The organism is Blastococcus aggregatus, from assembly GCF_900221005.1.
Lineage (GTDB): Bacteria > Actinomycetota > Actinomycetes > Mycobacteriales > Geodermatophilaceae > Blastococcus > Blastococcus aggregatus.
In genome coordinates, this window is the sequence record NZ_OBQI01000007.1 from 155690 (window position 1) to 172580 (window position 16891).

A 16891-nucleotide genomic window follows, 5' to 3' on the forward strand; every position below is an offset into this window, starting at 1 on the left:
CCCCTGCCGACCGCGTCGAGCGACACTTCAGGGTCGCCGCCGCCACCATGCGGCAGGCGATCGCGACCGGCACGGCACTGACCGCGTCGGCCAGCTACCTCGGTCCGTTCGCCCTCGAGGTGATGACTCAGGACAAGCTCATGCACCGCTCCGAGTCTGCGCCGAAGCCGCCACAGGTGTCGTTCCGGAGGCCGGGAAGATCCTCGGCGCGAGCTACCCGTGAGGGTCGCCGGGATGATCCGCTGATGGGCACCTCCGGCAGGTATGGCGGCTGGGTACCCGCGGGGCTGTCGGGCGAGGGAACGCTGTCGATCGGCAACATCAGGGTGCGGACCGGTGCCGGTTCAATCCTGCCCTCAGCGCCGATCCACAGCGACTCTCTGCTGGCGTCGGCACGTCGGCACGCGTCCCGGGGCATGCGAGCGCGAGCCGCGGATGAGAACGACGACGCAGCCCTGCAACTCGGCATCATGCTCGAGCACCTCGCGAAGGCGTATCTCGCGCGTCTGCATCCCTCGCTCCTCATCGACGCCAGATTCGACCTGCTTTCGCTGGTAGTTCTCGCCGGCCAGGGGCACCGGCTCAGCACCCCGCACGTCCTGAAGACGGTGGGCCTGCAAGGAGCCCTCGAACGGATCGGGACCATCCAGGCCGGAGGCGCTGGCGGTGCGGGCGTCATCTTCGCCAGACGGTTCGATGCCGTCATGCAGGCCCGCAACGGTGTGGCACACATCGGCGACCAGGGCGGCGGAGCCGACGAGGTCGCTCAGCTCGCGGTGCGCGGCGCCGACGAAATCTTGAGCATGATGGGTGAGGACCTCCATGAAGTCTTCGGGGACTACACGGACGCTGCGGTGTCGCTCCTTGACGAGGCGAGCACGGCCGTCGAGCAGGTCATCACGCTGCGCCTCGGCCATGCCCGTCAAGTCTTCGCCACTCGAGTCTCCGACTTCACGGAGGCCGAGCGCGAAGAGGAGCTCGCCGCCTTGGACAGGGTGACCATGCTGCAGGCGGAGGAGGATGACCGAAAGGTTGCGCTCGGATGCCCCGCTTGCGAACGCATCGGTTTCCTGACCGGATCCCCCTACCTCGAGATGCAGCCTGGCGAGCACTTCGTCGACGCCGACGGTTCAGACAAGGTGCTCGTGGCGATCAGGATTCGGCTCTCCGCTGACGGCTTTCGCTGCCCTGTCTGCAGCCTTCGCCTACACGGACCCGAACAGCTCCGGGAGGTCCCCTTGCCGACGCCGGCGCTCGTGCGAATCGGGACACACGAGGACCTGGCAACCTTCGGGGAGCAGGTCCGCATCATCGAGAATGACGACTCCGCCAACGAGGACGAGTGACGCGGCAGGACCGCCACCGGCGCTCGCCTGCGCCGCCCGAATTACTACCGTCTTCCGGGACCGGCCAGGCAGCCGTGCGCGTTGGGCCCAAGATGGGTCAAAGCGGGTCGTCGGTGAGGTCGACCGGTTGCCGCCACAGTGTCGGGACGACGTCGTGGCGCAACATGGCGACGAGGAGCGGGGAGGCGTCGGCGACGTGGCTGAGTGCTTCTTGCAGGATGAATGCGACGTCCGGATCAGAGAGGTGTGTCCGTAGGTCGAGGGGAGCCCAATCGTGCGTCACCCCTTGGTCGGCGACCCTCTGTAGGAGGTCTCCGATAGTGCTGAGCACTTCAGCAGTGGCGGGGTCGGAGTAGGCATGGATGGTGTCCCAGAACGCTTTCCAGTCCGGCTTTGGGTCATCCGGAAGCGACCTTGAGTGGTCGCGTTTCACGGTGGCCAGCCCCAGCACGTCCGGCGTGGTGCCGACCTCTTTGCCAATGTTTGTGATCGAGCGCTGGACGTCTTCTGCGTTCATGCGTGAGACAGAAGTGCCGCTGAGCGCTTCACGGAGTCCGTCGGCGATGAGTCGACGCACGGTCTCGGAGGCCGTTGCGGCGGACATTAGCATGCGTGCGTAGATGTCCGGACTGAAGCCCTCGGGTTCGTGGATCGCCTTCAAGGCGTGGGTCATGAGTGGGTGGAGATACCTTGGTTCCGAGGCCATCCCGTCGTCGATGACTTCGATGGCCACGTTCGGGCCGACCGGAAAGATTGCTCCGAGTCGGTCCGAGGCGTTCTCGTCGAGAGTCAGGACGAGGGACGTAACGGCATTCTTTTGGTGCGGCTGCGGCTCTGAAAAGTAGCGTCCTGCGGCGAAGAGTAGGGTGTTGCGCCAGTGCGGGGAAGCGCCGATCCGGCGAAGTCGAGGAATGGCCAGCTCGAGTGTGCCGGTGGTCAGCGCGTAGGCGGCCATCAGCTCCTGAAGCGAGCGCACATCGTAGCCGTAACCGCCGCCGGGTTGCGGGGTCAGCAGAACGAGTCGGTGGGTCGCAGCGCTGAGGATTCGATCCAACAGCGGCCTGTCCTTGTTCGACGGCTCGTAGCCGGCATCGTTGAGGACCTGCCATGCCATATCTCGAAGGCCTTCAGGAGTCAGGATCGCGTCGGAGCCGGTCGTGGTTTCGGCGCGCTCATGCAACAGCAGTCCTACCCGAAGGTGCAGGTCCAAGACCTGAGGTGCGTAGTCACGCAGCAGTCTCGAGTACCCCAGTTCCTTGTTCTGCTCGCGTTGTTCAATGACCTTGTAATAGCCCCAGAAGAGGGCGAATCGGCTAGGAGAGAAGCGGCGCGATGACTCCGCGATGATGGACATGATGAGGGTCTGCAAAGGCGTGCGGAGCAGGTGCTTCAGTGCTTCTTGTCTCGCGGCTTCCTCGAGGAGAGCAATGATGCCGTTGCGTCGAGTCTCGTCGTTCGGCACCCGCACGCGGGTGACCAGTCGACCGTATTGGAGGGCGTCATCGATAGTGAGATCCGTCAGGTTGATGCGCTCGAAAATCGTCGGATTCATCTCGTCGGCGTAGCCGGTCGGTCGGGTCGTGACCATAACCAGCAGGTCGCAGTCCTTTGACTCGGCGTCCCCGACGAATGCCTCGATGTCGGCGACCAGGGTCTGCCGGACTGACGGCTCGGTGACCTCGTCGAGACCGTCAAGGACAATGAACGAGGGCCATGTTCGAAGCCACGCCCACAGCCCCCATCGGGGCACGTCCTTAGATGTGACCTGACGGGTCAAATGTGAGGCGATCCAGTGTAGGAGGGTGTAGTCGCTGTTGGTCGCCTGCGCGATGGCGAACTTGGCGAGGTCGACGTTGACGGGCCATCGGCGGTTCGCCGGAACAGCTCGCCCCATCCTCTTGAGTGCCGCTTCTGTTTTCGCAACGGTGGCCTGGTGTTCGTCGCCAAGGTCGGTGCTTTCGCCGACAAACGCGGCGCGATAGGCATGGGTTAAGAATTTCGCGATGGTTGATTTGCCGTTGCCGGGGGCGCCCGTGACGACGAGATGCCGCGGCTTCTGCGACGTCGTCATCGTTGGTTTCAGGACGTGGTCACCCCGGTCGAGCACGTACCGAATGACGCGCTCGGTTGCCTGGCCGTCGCCGACGAGGACTGGCAAGTCGATGGCGACCTGCTCGACGGGCACGCCCTTGGATTCACCGCCAGCGTCGTCGAAGTAGACGCCCCGTTCGGCCAGAAGCGCCCAGCGGGCGTGCTCTTTGAGAGCCGGGCCCAACTCCTGCTGATTGAGGTTCGTGGACAGCATGGAGAGGTCTGCGAGTACGTCACCTGCGGTGAGGAACCCGTCGAACGCTCGGCGAACCCCATCGTGTGCGTCGAGTAGGCCGACGAGCTGGTTGCCGTCCCAGAGGCGCCATGCTCGCAGGCTCCGCATCCGGTCGCGGCGTGCCTGCCGCACTCGCCGTGCCCGGGACTTCTCTGCCCCGTCGAGATGGTCTTCGGAGGTCTCGTCGCTCAGGTCGTCGAGAAAGCGCTGAATGTTGGCGTTGATGGTGTCGAATCCGCCGCCCCGGTGAGCCGGCGTAAGCGGGATGTTAGTGGCGAAGACCAGATAGTGCGGCACCGCACTTCGCTCGGAGTCAGGCGAGGCCCACGCGTTCAGTTCAGCCTTGATGTGCTGCCACAGTGTGCTGGCGTCCCTCTGAGGAGCTTCGAGTATCTGCTTGTGCTTTGCCTGGAAGACCGTGGTGCCGTCCCAGGTCTCGACCTTGGCGTAGTGGTCGTTCGCTGCCCACACGATGACGCCGTTGTTGACCAGCATGTCGCGGCCGCCGTCCTTGCCGCGCCCCATGGGCCGCACGTGTGCCCCGAGCACCTTGATGGCCAACGCAGACACCACGTCTTGGAAGCCAATGCCTCCAAGACGTTGCAGGTCGTACTTCAACATCGCACTCCTGGGCCGGGCGTACCCCCATCGTGCCCCACCGGCCAACGTCCCCCGCAGCAGCTGCGGCGGCGTCACGAGACCTCATGTCTCAGGATCGTCGCGGCTGGCTAAGAGCAAGCGGTTCACGGCAAATCCTTGGTTCCGCCAAGGGACCCCCTATGAGCCGGCCGATGGGCGGGATCCAGACCGAGCGCGACGGGCGAAGACGACGCGTCCGCGCCCGACTTCTCGGCAGCTGACCGCGCTGCTTGGCCGCCCTGTGGAGGCTCCCTACCGTCCTCGTCAGCACCGCTGGCGGGATTCACGCCGAACTGCAGGCTGAGAATGAGGTGCCGCGGATGCGGCGAGCTCAGCTGTCCTCGTGCTGGCCGTGAGAGTCTGCCGCCCGGTCACTGGTGGAGATGACTCAGCAGCGCGGCCGGGGACTGCGGTGCAAGCGTCGCCGTGCTGTGCCGGTAGCGCTGCTCTCGTGCGTCGGTCTACCTCGCTGCGTGCCTGGGCGGCGTCGAAGACCTCGGACAGCGCGATGTCGGGGGCGATGCCGGTGCGGGCTACCAGGTCGGTGAGGTGCGCTGGCCAGCTGGTGGTGGGCAGAGCGGCGATGACCTCGGCGGCGCGACGCGTGGCGTGGACCTGGCCCTCGACGGTGTCCAGGCGGTCGGCGTAGACGGCGACGCGGGCATCGATGAGCGTGCCCGCCAGGCTGGGGGAGGAAGCGAGGGCCTGGCGCAGCGCGGTGGTGCCGGCCGTCTGCAGCATCTCGGCGGGGTCCTTGCCGGTCGCGACGGCGAGGTGGCGTGGGTCGTCGCCGCGGGCGGTCAGCTGCCAGAAGATGCGTTGCGCTGCCGTCTGTCCGGCAGAGTCGGCGTCGGTGGCGACGATGACCCCCAGTCGTCCTTCGCCGATGAAGGGGCGCAGTCGGTCGGCCTGTGCGTCGGTGAACGCGGTACCCAACGGGGCGACGCCGACGTACTCGCCGTCGCCGGCGAGGGTAACGGCCAGTGCGTCGAGGGGGCCCTCGACGATGACCGGGACGGCACCGGCCGCCAGCACTGTGGCGCCCTCGGTCAGGCCGTACAGCTCGCGCCCCTTGGTGAACAGGTCTGTCTCGGTGGTGTTCAGGTACTTCGGTACGGCTCGACCGGCTTCGTCGCCGTCGTGCGCGGGGTTGCGGCGGCCGATCCAGCCGTGGACCTCCGCGCCGTCGCGGATGGCGAAGAGCAGCCGGTCGCGGAAGCGGTCGATGACCCGGCCGGTGGAGGCGTAGCTACCGAGGCCGGCGGCGACGATCTCGGTGTCCGTGGCGCCGAGGCGGCGCAGATGATTGGTCAGCTCAGTCCAGCCGGCGGGTGCGTAGCCGAGGGTGAACCATTCGTCGGCGGCAAGGTCGGTGCCGAGCCGTCCGATGAGGTACGACGGCGCCCACGAGTCGCGGAAGCGGGCGGCGAAGAAGTCAGCGGCCTCCTCGTTGAGCTCGAGGAGGCGCCGCCGGTCGACGCGGGGCGCGTCGCCCAACTCGGCGTAGCCGATTGCCCGACCGGTGTCGGCGGCGCCAGCGGGGTCGTCCTCGGGCGGCCCGGGGTGGTCCAGGTCGTCAGGTTCCGCGAGGCCGGCCAGCCAGTCCTCATCGAGGACGCCGTCCGGCGTCGGGAGTTGGTCGAGGTCGTCGGGCGGCGGGCATGTGGTGGTGCGGCCGCCGGACGTCGGATCGGTGAGCAGGCCGATCCGCCACACGAGAGCGGTGGTCAACTCGTCGGGACCCAGCGGCTCGTCGTCGGGGTGGCCGGCGCGCAGCAGGTCGTACGCGGTGTTCAAGAGCTGCTCTGGGGACCAGTCGGTGAGGCAGGCCGAGCTGACGGCGGCGACCAGCGCTGGCCATTCCGGATCGCCGAGCACCCGGTCGGCAGACGGACCACCGATGACGGTGGACAGGACCGGCGCCCAGTCCGGGCGCAGCTTCTGCGCCGCGACGGCACCGCCTGCTAGTGCGGCGGGGGAGAGGTGCCCGGACAGCCGCCACCAGAGCGCGGCGGCCGGCTGCTCGTCGGGCAGGGGACGGTCGCCGGCCGCGCGGACCAGTGAGGTGACGTCGATGCCGGCGCGTTCTGCGGTGGCGAGACGCTCGGCGAGGGTCGGCCAGTAGGGGTCGGCGGTGAGGCGCGGGTCGATGCCGTGGGCCAGAGCCGACCACCCTGCGGCGGCCGTGCCCGGTTCGCCGAGCAGCCGCTCGACGCGGGCGTTGAGGGCGCGCTGTGCGCGGGCGTCGACGGCCGCAGGCAGCGGGGGGCCGGTGGTGCGCCGGTCGGCGCTGTCGACGCCGTGGGCCGCGCGCCAGACGGCGAGGTCGGCGACGAGGTCAGGGGCGCGGTCGAGCAGCGGCAGTGCCCAGGCGGGGGCGCTGGCCGGGGTCCAGGCGCGGGCCCCGTTGCTGACGGCGGTGGCGAGTGCGGCGACCTCGTCGGCGCGGTGGGTGAGGTAGGCGCGCCACCGGGGGTCGGTCCGCAGCGTCTCGGGGATGGCGGGCAGCCACGGCAGCGGACCGGTTCCGGCCGTGTGGGAACCGGTGGGATCGATGCGCCAGTCGAGGACCGCCGCGGTGTCGCGGGCGTCGTGCAGACCGCGCGGCGAGGCCAGCGCCCGCCTGAGGAGATCGACCGGGTCCTGGCCGGCGACAGCGCACAGCGCCAGGTGCGCGCGCAACACCGGGTAGGCGTCCTGCGCGGTCAATCCGGGCACCGCGGCCTCGGCGGCGCTGTCGATCACCACGAGCGCGGAGGACCCGAGCCGGTCCTCCGCGGCGGTGCTCAGCGCGTGGGAGTAACGGTCGGAGCTGGAGGAGAGCCGGGCGGCTGGGTCGGCCAGCGCCCGGCTGTGGCTGGCGGCCGAGGTCTGGCTGCCGTCGCGTCCCAGGACCCGGGTGAGCAGGTCGACGGCGGTGGGCGGCAGCAGCGCGTCACGGGTGATCGCGCTGTGCGGGTCGCCGTCCCCGGCGGTGAGGAGGAAGACGTGGTTGGCGTGCCGGCCGCGGGTGAGCGCGACGTACAGCAGCTGGCGGGTCTCGCTGCCGGTGGCGACGGCGTAGCAGGTGTCAGCCGTGACACCTTGGGCGCCGTGCACGGTGGTGGCGTAGCCGAGGGTGACGTGCTCGGTGACGTAGTCGGCGGGCAGGGTGACGTGCCGGCCGGTGCGCTCGTGGACGACGTCGAGGGCTCCGCGATCATGGACGGCGGTGACGGTCCACCGGTCACCGTTCTTCACCCAGTCGGTGGCGCCGAGTGCCAGGGTGCGCTCGTTCCGGCGGGTAATCACCGCGTCGCCGGTGGAGACGGACATCGAGTCGGCCAGGGCGACCTCGCGGCCGATCGGTCCAGTTTGCCGGGCCAGGCGATCGGTGCGGGCGCGGCCATTCAGTTCGGTGACCAGCTCGCGGGTGGGGGCCAGCATGATGGCGTCGCGTCCCGCGGCGCGGTCGGTGGCCCAGGCGATGTAGGCGTCCTCGGTGACCGTGGCGAGGTCGCCGACGTGCACCCGGCCATGGTCGACGTAGTAGGCCAGCGCGGCCGGGTCGCCCTCGCGCAGCGCCAGCGACGCCGCGCCCTCGGCGTGGTTCGCGCTGCCGGTGTCCGGGTCGGTGAAACGGACGACCTGGGAGAGGCTGACCGCGCCGTGGGTGGCGGCGAGGTCGCGCAGCACTCCGCCGGCGCCCACGGCGGCCAGCTGCTGGTCGTCACCGATCAGCCGGACCGACCCGCCGACCGCGGTGACGTGCTCGACCACGCGGGCGAGGTCCGCGGTGCCGGCCATGCCGGCCTCGTCGACCACCACGAGGGTGCGCGGCCCGATCGTGGGCAGCCAGGGTGGGACGTCGAGGTCGGTGGTCAGCGCGTGGATCAGCTTGGCCAACGTGTCGGTGCTGGCGCCGATCTGCTCGCGCAGCACCGTGGCCGCCGCCGCCGAGGGAGCCAGTCCGACGACGTTGCCGCCGCCGGCGCGCCAGGCGGCCGACAGCGTCCGCAGCGCGGTGGTCTTCCCGGTGCCGGCAGGCGCCAGCGCCAGCTGCACCGGCGCGCCCGATGTGGCCAGCTCACGGACCAGCTGCACCTGGCCCGGGTTCAGCGTCACCCCGTTGGCGACCGACTCCACGAGCGCGACCTCGACGGCCGCGGCAGGGGTGACATGCCCGTCGCGTCTGCCGGCCGCAGCGAGGATGAATTGTTCAGCGGCGAGGATCTCGCTCGAGGTGTACAGCGCCGAGCCGGCCACCACGTACACCGACGTTCCGTCGGAGCGGCGCAGCGCGACGGGTTCGTCGGCGACGCGCTGGCCCGGTGTCACCCCGCCGTCCAAGCGGATCGACATCGGGGGTGACAGCGCGGCCGCGACGACCGCGTCAACCGCCCGGTCCACGTCGCTCAGTCCGATTCCGGCGGACCGGGCCTCGCGTTCGGCCTCGGCGCGGACGTGGTTCTCCTGCCAGGTCGCCCGCGCGCTGCTGACCACCGCGAGCACCTGGTGGGCGGTCTCGGTCACCCACGCGCGCGTCGGGCCGCGTGGGCGGCCGCGGGTACTGCGCAGGGCACCGTCCAGATACGCGCGCAGTCCCGCTTCGCCGCCCAACGTGGCCAGCGCCTGTGCCCGCCAGGAGGCGCGCTGCTCGGCGTGGGAGCGCGGCTCGTGCTTGGCCTGGCGGGTCTCCAGGTTGGCCCGCTGAGCCAGGGACATCGCCTCGACCGTGGTCGGTGGGCGGCCGTGGTCGGCCTGGAACCGCACCGCCAGTGCCGCGCGGCGGACCTCGATCGCCCGCCGCCGCGAGGACCAGAGCTGGGGGAGTGGCCCCTCGATACCGACGATCTCCCGCACCGGCCGTTTGCCCGGCTCGGTGCCGGGCCGGTCGGCGAAGCGGACGCCGAGCCGGTCGACGACCAGCGCTTCCAGCCGGGTGTTGTACCGCTCGGAGGCGGCGACCTTGTTCTTGTAGATCGGTCGCCCGTCCAACGCCAGCCACCGGCCGTCGAGGGTCTGCACCTTGTTGCTGATCGCCACGTGGGTGTGCAGGTCCGGGTCGCCGGCACGGGAGTCGCGGTGGGTGAACGCCGCCGCGATCAGTCCTCGGACCTCCACCTGGGCCACCCCATTGCGGCCGATCCGGGTGTACGTCGCGTGGTCCTCCAGCCACGTCAGCGTGTCGGCGACGGCGTCGGCGTGTGCCCGCTCGATGACGGCGGCGACGTCTGGCGGGGCGATGGCCCAGAGCGTGGAGACACTCTTGACCGGGCTGAACGTCAGGTCGTAGCCGGCCACCGCCGTCGTAGCCTGCCGGGAGATCCGGGCCAGGTGACCGGACAGCTCTCGGGCGTCGGCCGGGGGCCGGCCGTAGCTCTCGACGAACATCGCGCTCGCCACGGCCGTGCGGATCCGGGCGCGATCCTCTTCCGGAACCGGGGTGACGGCGTCCAGTCCGCTGGCGAAGTTGTGGTCACGGAAGCCCTCGGCGCACCGACGGCGGAACTCGTTGGACTGGTCGAAGACCCGGTACGGCGCGCCCAGCCGGCTCGCCTGGTCGATCTGCTCCGGGTCCTTGCCCGCGAGTCGGGCCGCTCGCTCGATCTCCTCGGCGTTGGGGTGACGTCCGTTCCCGAACAGCGCCACCATTTGCGCCTCGGTGACCCGCTCACCGAGCGGGAAGTCCGGCACACCGGCAAGGCCGCGGCCCATCCAGACGCCCGGAGCTTCGCCCTTCTCGCTGTAGTAGTCGCCGAGACTCCCAGATCCGCGTGTCGTGCCGTCGTGCGCGGCCACCTGGCGGGTCAGATACATGTACCCGTCGCCCGCGGTGAGCTTGTGCAGCGTCATCACGACCTGACGCTATGAAGCGCTGTCCCACCAAGATCATCCTGGATGCACTAGGTGTGTCGATCGATGATCTTGGAAACTGCAGTTGGACGATCCCCGGCCGTCTCGCAATGTCACTCGGGATGGAACCGCGTCGGACCAAACCTCCTGCACGAGCACTTAAGGGCGCCTGTGCGCGTGGGACCCCCGACTGCGGCACGCCTTCGAGACCCGCACTGTCCGCGCACGCGCCATGGCCGGCATGGTCGCCGGCCGCACAGGGGGCGAAGGTGGGTCATCACCGGCCATGGCCGAGCGGCCGCGGCAGCCATGCGCGCCAATGGGCTGACGCTTCACCAGATCGCTGCGTCCCTTGGGACGGACGGGATTTCCCTGGTATGCGCCATGGCCGCCATCGCTGCCGGCCCTCGATCCACACAAGTGCGCGGTGAGCACATCCTTGTTGCTCAAGACGTCCCCATAGGGTGACTCGCCGTCTGGTCCTTGGGCGAGAAGTGAATGATTGGGAAGAATCGCGGGCTGTGGCATCCCCCAAGAAGACTCCACGCATGCCGGTGTTGGAACTGCGTCAGTCGTGGGACGTGCTCTTCGACCGCGCCGAGACAGCAGGTGGTGTGCTGACCACAACCATCGCTTCGACGGGAATCCGTTTGACGAAGACCTGGCAAGTCGCGCTGCTGTCGCGGTCGGACAGCCTTGGCGGCGCGGCGCTGGTCCGCCGACGACAGCGGTCGGGGGACTTTGACCTCCTGGTGGAGGTCCTCCACCCCCGGCGCATAACGCCACCGGTTCCCTGGACGGAGGTACTCGAGGGGTTACCCGAAGGTCGCCGCTCTACGGTCACAAGTGCATTGGCGTGGGATTCACTCCTGCCGCCCGGTGCCGCGGATGTCGTGGTAGCCCGACTAGACGAACTTCGCGCCGGCGTCGCGGAGGCAGTTCAGTCGTTGCGCGACCGGCTCCAAGCGGTGCCTGGGCAAATCTCAGCTGCTGTGCGCAATCGGCGTGAGCAGCGGGATGCGGTGGCGCTTGGATTCGAGTTGGCCGGGGTGGACAGCCGCGCCCGGGTGCCTGATGTTGAGAGCGCGATCGACGTTCCCTTCCTGCGTGGCTTGACCACCTCCACCACGCAAGAGGCGGCCTTGATTCGACACGATGCCCAACGATTCGGTCTTTGGGTTGATACCGAGGTTGGCATCCACGATGTTTGGAGGTACACGGACCCGGATGTGCCACAACGAAGGCTGACTGTCCTGTATGCGGACAAGACCGAGCTCGAACTGCTCACTGGTACCGACCTAATTTACTACCGTGAAGAGACGAAGGCATTCGTCTTAGTGCAGTACAAGCGCATGACCGCGGAGGCAAACGGTTCGCGAGTCAGCTATCGACCTGACGCGCAGTTGACCGAAGAACTTAAGCGAATGGCTAGCCTTGGTCTGGTGGACTCGACTCCTGTGCAGGTGGAAGACATGCGGCTATCCGCAGCGCCGTTCTATGTCAAGCTTGTAAATCCTGATATCCGTCGTCCCGACGGCAATCGCCTGGCGAAGGGCATGTACTTCCCCGTCGACCTGTTCGAGCTAGTCCGTCGGGATCGCCGGGTGGAGGGCAGTCGAGGAGGCGTGGCTATTGGTTGGCATAACGCCATGCGCTACCTCACCAATGGTCAGTTCGTGGATCTAGTGGGAGGCTCATGGATCGGGACTCGAGGTGACACGAGCACGGTCGTCTCAAGCTTGATTAGAAATACGCTCGAGAACAACCGAGGCATTGTGGTCGTGATCGACGAGAGTGAGCACTCTCAGATTCCTTCGCGGCGCCCGTGAGATAGCGACGTCGGCCATCGCCGCATGGTCCTACGGCCCGATGTCGGACCGGAGGCGTGGTGACGCCGGCGCACAGTAGATGGCGCGGGAGCGTGTCGGGCGTTCGGTCCCCGGTTCGACGCTGCTTCGAGAATCCCAGATGGCGGGACGGAATCCGAGCAGCTCTTTCCGGACGGCACCTCGCGCATCTCGTGGCGCGACCTAACCAAGTGTTCGCTGTGATGCAGTGGGGACTGTCCGGGATAGACAGGCGGACAGCAAGACGTGTGCCGGCCGATGATCCTGAATCCTTCGGCTACGAGGATGCGCTGGCGCCGGGTGGTGGGACATGGCGTTGTCGGAAAGACATGTTAGGCAACTGGGCCGTGGGACGGAGCAGCAAGTTGGCTCTGATGCACTGCCACAGGTCACGTTGCTGCGCCCCCGAGCGGACACAGCTCCCATCTCGTGCCGAGGCTGCTTCGTCGCGGGGTGGCCGAGGGATGTTCGTGCCGCAAGTCCCACCCGACGGGACCTGACCTGGGTGGCCGTGCATGACTCTCACCGCGGCGGTGCAAACGCCTGCGTCTCCCGTCTGACGCACCCTGTCTCAGGAGCGGCGCCGCACCGACTAACGGTTGTCGTTGCCTGTGGTGTGGTCATTCGGCGCCGTACCAGCTGACCGGGCCAAGGCGGTGCGATGTGTGCGGTCTGCCAGCCTCCGGGCTGCGGTCCAGTCCGAGGAGAGCAGGCTCGCGAGTCGTTGCGGGTCCGTTCTTGGGCGTGCGGGCGTCGTCCAGAGCAGGGCGAAGCGTGAATAGAAGTTGCTGAACATTTCGACGTTGGCTCTCGCTGGTTGGCCGTTCAGGTCGACGAGCTGAGTTTCCCCGGCAACCTCGTTGTCCAGGTGGAGGAAGGAAAAATCCGACGGGCTCATGTGCGTTGGGAATTTTGGAGCACCGAACCGGCTCGTCCACGAGGGGGAGCATGGTTGTTCGCGACGAATCTGTGGTCCCCCCCTGACCTTCGGGAGATCCAACCGTAAAACTAGGACCGCTCGGTCGTGAGTCTCCGCATAACGTCTGAACGCCGCGTGGATCGATGACCCATAGCGAGCGGCGAGCACCTGAACCGATGCCACGGAGAGGCTGAGACTGCGGGCTTCAGCCGCGAAAGCGGCTCTCTGAAAAAGCAGGTGCGCGGCCCCGTAATTCGCCTCGCGCTCGAACATTAGACGCGTGGAAGGGCTCAGCGTCTCGGCGTTGTCTGCGTATATGAGCGCTTGTTGGTGTGGCAGAGCTCCGTGAACGACTTCGTGGAGTTTGACAAACCGACGACGGTTTTCGTTGGTGACGAGGTCTGTTACGCAAAGCGTCCTCGCCTGTCGGTCGAGCATGCCCTCAAGCTGGGGCAGTGCCTGCACGACTAGCGCCCGCTGCTCGGGCGGCATCTGCGCCAGCACAGCGTGGTCCAGTTCGTGGTTCGGCACCTCGACCAGGCCGGCCGCCTCGATGATGTCGTTCACCGGTGTGGGAAAGCGGCCGTACGCGTCCGCTGCACGAAGCAGGTCGTCGACGTGCGCGTCGATCATCTCGGCCGACGCTAGGAGGTCAGCCATGCCCGCGCTGCTGTCGGTAGATCGTTAGGTAGGCGGCTAGCGCAGCGGCCTCGTCGTCAGTTATGCCCTTGGCGCTGAGTGCGTGAGCGAGGCTGCCGCCGGCACCCTGCGCGCCGGGTACGACGTAGCCAGCGCGCCGCATCAGGTCCAGATAGTCCCCGTCTAGAGCTTCGGCGAGGCGGTACAAGACGTGGGGAGAGGGGTTTTGAACGTCGCCGCGCTCAAGCTTCAAGAGGTACGCCGCGCTGATCCCCGCTTGCTCGCCCGCAGCCTTGAGCGATGAGCCGGACAACTCCCGAAGGCGTTGAAGGATCTTGCCGAGCTCGGCGGGCTGGTCCTGCATAGCCACGATAGTACACGCCCGGACACCATAGTTGACAAGCCTGCGACCGCCATGCACTCTAGTGAACGTCCGCCCACCATGGTGGCGGCGATGAGACAGAGGAGGCCGTCATGGCCAAAAACACTGGTCGCGGACATCGCGTTGGAGCAGTGCGCCAGCGGACGCAGACCTACAACCCCAAGACGCATTCGTGGACGAAGCGTGGACCAGGCGGCCAGTTCATGGATGGCAAGGCCGACGCCAAACCGTTCAAGGGCGTCCGCAAAGAGAACTGATTGCCACCTCGCTTGAAAAGAGCGTCGTGCAACTCGCTCCTTTTCAGGCGGTGTCAACCGTCCGGCGGCGTGCAGAACCGCGACTGGGCGGAATTGTCAGAGGTACGTGCCATGGTCAACGGAGTCGCCGACATCGGCGCCGAACGAGAGGAAAACCATGCCTGGACAGCCGCGCAAGCCCGACCACCCGGAGCACCCGGAGCACCCGGAGCACCCGGAGCACCCGCACACCCCGAAGCCGCCGCCGGGCCCCCCGCCGGGCCCGCCGAACCCGCCGCGTCCGCCGAAGGACCGGCCGGTCGGTTGAGCACTCCGCTCTGGGAGACGGAGTTCCCCGGCCGCCTCGAGCACGAGTTGATATGTCTCGAGGCGGCCGGCATCCGCTACGACATCGACGACGCGGCCGGCCGGCTCGGCGTCCTTCAGCTACGCGTGACCGCGATCGGTGACCGGGTCGTCGACCTGACGGTGACCTTCCCCGACCTGTACCCCTTCGTCCGGCCCTCGGTCCGCCTCACTGCCGACCAGTTGGAGCCGATGGCCCACCACGCGCATCCCTTCAGCGGAGACCTCTGCCTGATCGGTCGCTCGACTGCGTTGTGGCACACGGACGACACGCTGGCCTGGCTGCTGACCAACCAGCTGCCCAAGACGGTGCAGGCCGGCCAGGCAACGGCGACGTCCGCCGACGAAGTCGAGGCCCTCACCGGCGTGGAAGAGGCCCAGGCCGAGCCCTGGACCGACTACTACAGCTGCTTCGACGAGGGATCGATGCTTCTCGTCGACAGCGGCTGGACGCTGCCCACCACGAGCACGCATGGGACGCTCGGCCTGCGGCTCTCCCGGCTGGACTTGGCCGGCGTCGATGCGGTGCAGGACGCCGGCCTCCTGCACGGCGCGGTCTTCACGGTCAGCGACGGCAGGGGCCAGGTCCTCTGCTCGCTCTCCGGGCAGAATCCCGACCGCTTCCCGCGACCGGTCACCGGCCGCTGGGCTCGCCTGGACGCCTCCGTCCGGGGCAACACCCCCGAGGCGTTCGTGACCGAACTGAAGAGAGCTGCGCCGCAACTCCTCGACGGGGCGTGGCAGCCCGCTCCCGTCGAAGGCTGGGAACTGCAGGTGTTCGGCCTGACCTTCCCCGAGGAGCGAGTGCACCGCGGCACCGGCGACGGCTGGGTCTTCCTCGTCCGCCTCCGTCCGGCCGGCGGCCGGCCCCGGCAGCAGGCCAAGCGCGGGCGCGGGCAGCGCGGCCTTCCGTCGGCTGGCGGCAGGATCACCACGCATGTCATCCGCGCCGGGTACGCCGGGCAGCCGGACATGGCGGCCCGGGTCCCCGAACTCACCGGCCTGCACGACCGGCACATCGCCGTCTTCGGTGTCGGAGCGCTCGGCAGCACCGTCACCGAGCATCTCGCCCGGGCCGGTATCGGACAGCTCACCGTGGTCGACCGCGACCACCTGGAACCGGGCAACCTGGTCCGGCACGCCGCCCGCCTCGACATGGCGGGATGGAACAAGGCCTTCGCCGCCAGCCAGATCGCCCTTAGCGTCGCGCCCGACATCACCGTCAACGTCATTCCGTACGCGATCGGCGCACCACGTACCGACCCCCAGCCCGACCACCGCAACGAGATCGACGCGTGGATCGAGCTCATCGACAAGGTCGACCTCGTCTTGGACTGCACCGCGGAGAAGGGCCTGCAGCAGGCGCTGGCGTGGCTGGCGCGCCGCCGCCGCAAGCCGTACCTCGCCGCCTCGGCGACCAACGGCGGGTGGGGTGGTCGTGTGACCCGCCTGTCGCCCGTGTCGGGAACGGCGTGCTGGTACTGCCTCGAGTACGGCCTCCACGGCGAGTCCATCCCCTCGCTAGCGGCGGCCCCAGACGGAAGTGGAGTCCAACCGGTCGGCTGCGCCGACCCCACCTTCGCCGGGTCCGGCTTCGACCTCGCCGAGGTCGCCTTGCACGCCGTCCGCGTCGCCGTGGCAACGCTGCAGCAGGGCCGGCCAGGCGGGTACCCCGACAGCGGCCACGACGTGCACGTCCTCGCGTTGAGGACGTCTGACGGGACGCCGATCCCCCCGACCTGGACCGGCCTCGAGCTACCGGTGCATCCGCTGTGCCGCGGCGACCACTGATCGACTTCCGCGCCACCCGCCGGGGCCGCGTGTGGTGGGCCGCGGCGGCCCTGGAGGAGGCGCTCCGCGAGGCCCAGCGCGCCTACCCCTCAGAGACCGGGGGACTCCTTCTGGGCTGGTCCCCTCAACCGGCCGCGGTGGTCATCAGTGAGGTCATCGGCCCCGGGCCCCGCGCCGGCCATCACGCGAGGACATTCACACCGGATAGCGCCTGGCAGGAGGAGCAACTCGCCCAGGCGTACGAGCTGGCAGGCCGACGACTGCAGTACCTGGGCGACTGGCACACCCATCCGCGTGGCACCGTCAGGCTCAGCGGCACCGACCGGGCCACCCTGCGTCATATCGCCGAGCATCCCGACGCGCGCGCCGACTATCCGGTGATGGCTGTGCTCGCTGGCGGTCCGCTGTGGCAGGTCGCCGTCCGCCAGCAAGTCCGCCGTCGCGGCGGCCCTCGTCTCCTATCCCTTGAGGTGTGGGAGTCACCGACCGATCGAAGCGAGTGAGCGGGCGATGGGCTCGGCAGACCTGGCGCTGGAGAAGAGTGCCAAGGCGTCAGATCGGCGTC

General features: G+C 68.4%; 9 protein-coding genes. 5 read left to right on the forward strand and 4 right to left on the reverse strand.

Going from position 1 to position 16891, the window contains the following annotated elements; genetic code table 11:
• Positions 1 to 47 precede the first annotated feature (47 nt).
• Positions 48 to 1346 (forward strand): hypothetical protein, encoded by a 1299-nt coding sequence (locus CRP29_RS20740; RefSeq protein WP_097196958.1) that lies wholly within the window; start codon positions 48 to 50, stop codon positions 1344 to 1346.
• A gap of 97 nt (positions 1347 to 1443) precedes the next feature.
• Here the strand turns inward: CRP29_RS20740 and CRP29_RS20745 are convergent, their stop codons facing one another.
• Together CRP29_RS20745 and mobF are read right to left on the reverse strand one after the other, a co-directional pair.
• Positions 1444 to 4293 carry an NACHT domain-containing protein gene (locus tag CRP29_RS20745; RefSeq protein ID WP_097196959.1) on the reverse strand — a complete coding sequence of 950 codons (2850 nt, stop codon included), beginning with the start codon at positions 4291 to 4293 and terminating at the stop codon, positions 1444 to 1446.
• Between the two features lie 282 nt (positions 4294 to 4575).
• The gene (gene mobF, locus CRP29_RS20750) at positions 4576 to 10146 is read right to left on the reverse strand and encodes a MobF family relaxase (protein ID WP_245853164.1); all 5571 of its coding nucleotides are present in this window, start codon (positions 10144 to 10146) and stop codon (positions 4576 to 4578) included.
• A gap of 548 nt (positions 10147 to 10694) precedes the next feature.
• Between mobF and CRP29_RS22475 the strand changes: the two genes are divergently transcribed.
• Positions 10695 to 11975 (forward strand): hypothetical protein, encoded by a 1281-nt coding sequence (locus CRP29_RS22475; RefSeq protein ID WP_141437189.1) that lies wholly within the window; start codon positions 10695 to 10697, stop codon positions 11973 to 11975.
• Between the two features lie 610 nt (positions 11976 to 12585).
• On the opposite strand, the gene CRP29_RS20760 is transcribed toward CRP29_RS22475, so the two are convergent.
• Together CRP29_RS20760 and CRP29_RS20765 are read right to left on the reverse strand one after the other, a co-directional pair.
• Positions 12586 to 13545: an ImmA/IrrE family metallo-endopeptidase gene (locus tag CRP29_RS20760; RefSeq protein ID WP_176523075.1), complete on the reverse strand. Its 960-nt coding sequence runs from the start codon at positions 13543 to 13545 to the stop codon at positions 12586 to 12588.
• 19 nt (positions 13546 to 13564) lie between these two features.
• A complete protein-coding gene (locus CRP29_RS20765; protein WP_097197070.1) occupies positions 13565 to 13915 on the reverse strand; it encodes a helix-turn-helix domain-containing protein in 351 nt (116 codons plus the stop codon).
• A gap of 110 nt (positions 13916 to 14025) precedes the next feature.
• Between CRP29_RS20765 and CRP29_RS22940 the strand changes: the two genes are divergently transcribed.
• From CRP29_RS22940 to CRP29_RS20775, 3 genes are all read left to right on the forward strand, one after another.
• Positions 14026 to 14190: a hypothetical protein gene (locus tag CRP29_RS22940; protein WP_176523076.1), complete on the forward strand. Its 165-nt coding sequence runs from the start codon at positions 14026 to 14028 to the stop codon at positions 14188 to 14190.
• Positions 14191 to 14493: 303 nt separating this feature from the next.
• Positions 14494 to 16326 (forward strand): ThiF family adenylyltransferase, encoded by a 1833-nt coding sequence (locus CRP29_RS20770; RefSeq protein ID WP_097196963.1) that lies wholly within the window; start codon positions 14494 to 14496, stop codon positions 16324 to 16326.
• Positions 16327 to 16355: 29 nt separating this feature from the next.
• Positions 16356 to 16829, forward strand: coding sequence for a Mov34/MPN/PAD-1 family protein (locus tag CRP29_RS20775; RefSeq protein ID WP_225236002.1), 474 nt, complete (start codon positions 16356 to 16358; stop codon positions 16827 to 16829).
• Positions 16830 to 16891: the final 62 nt, after the last annotated feature.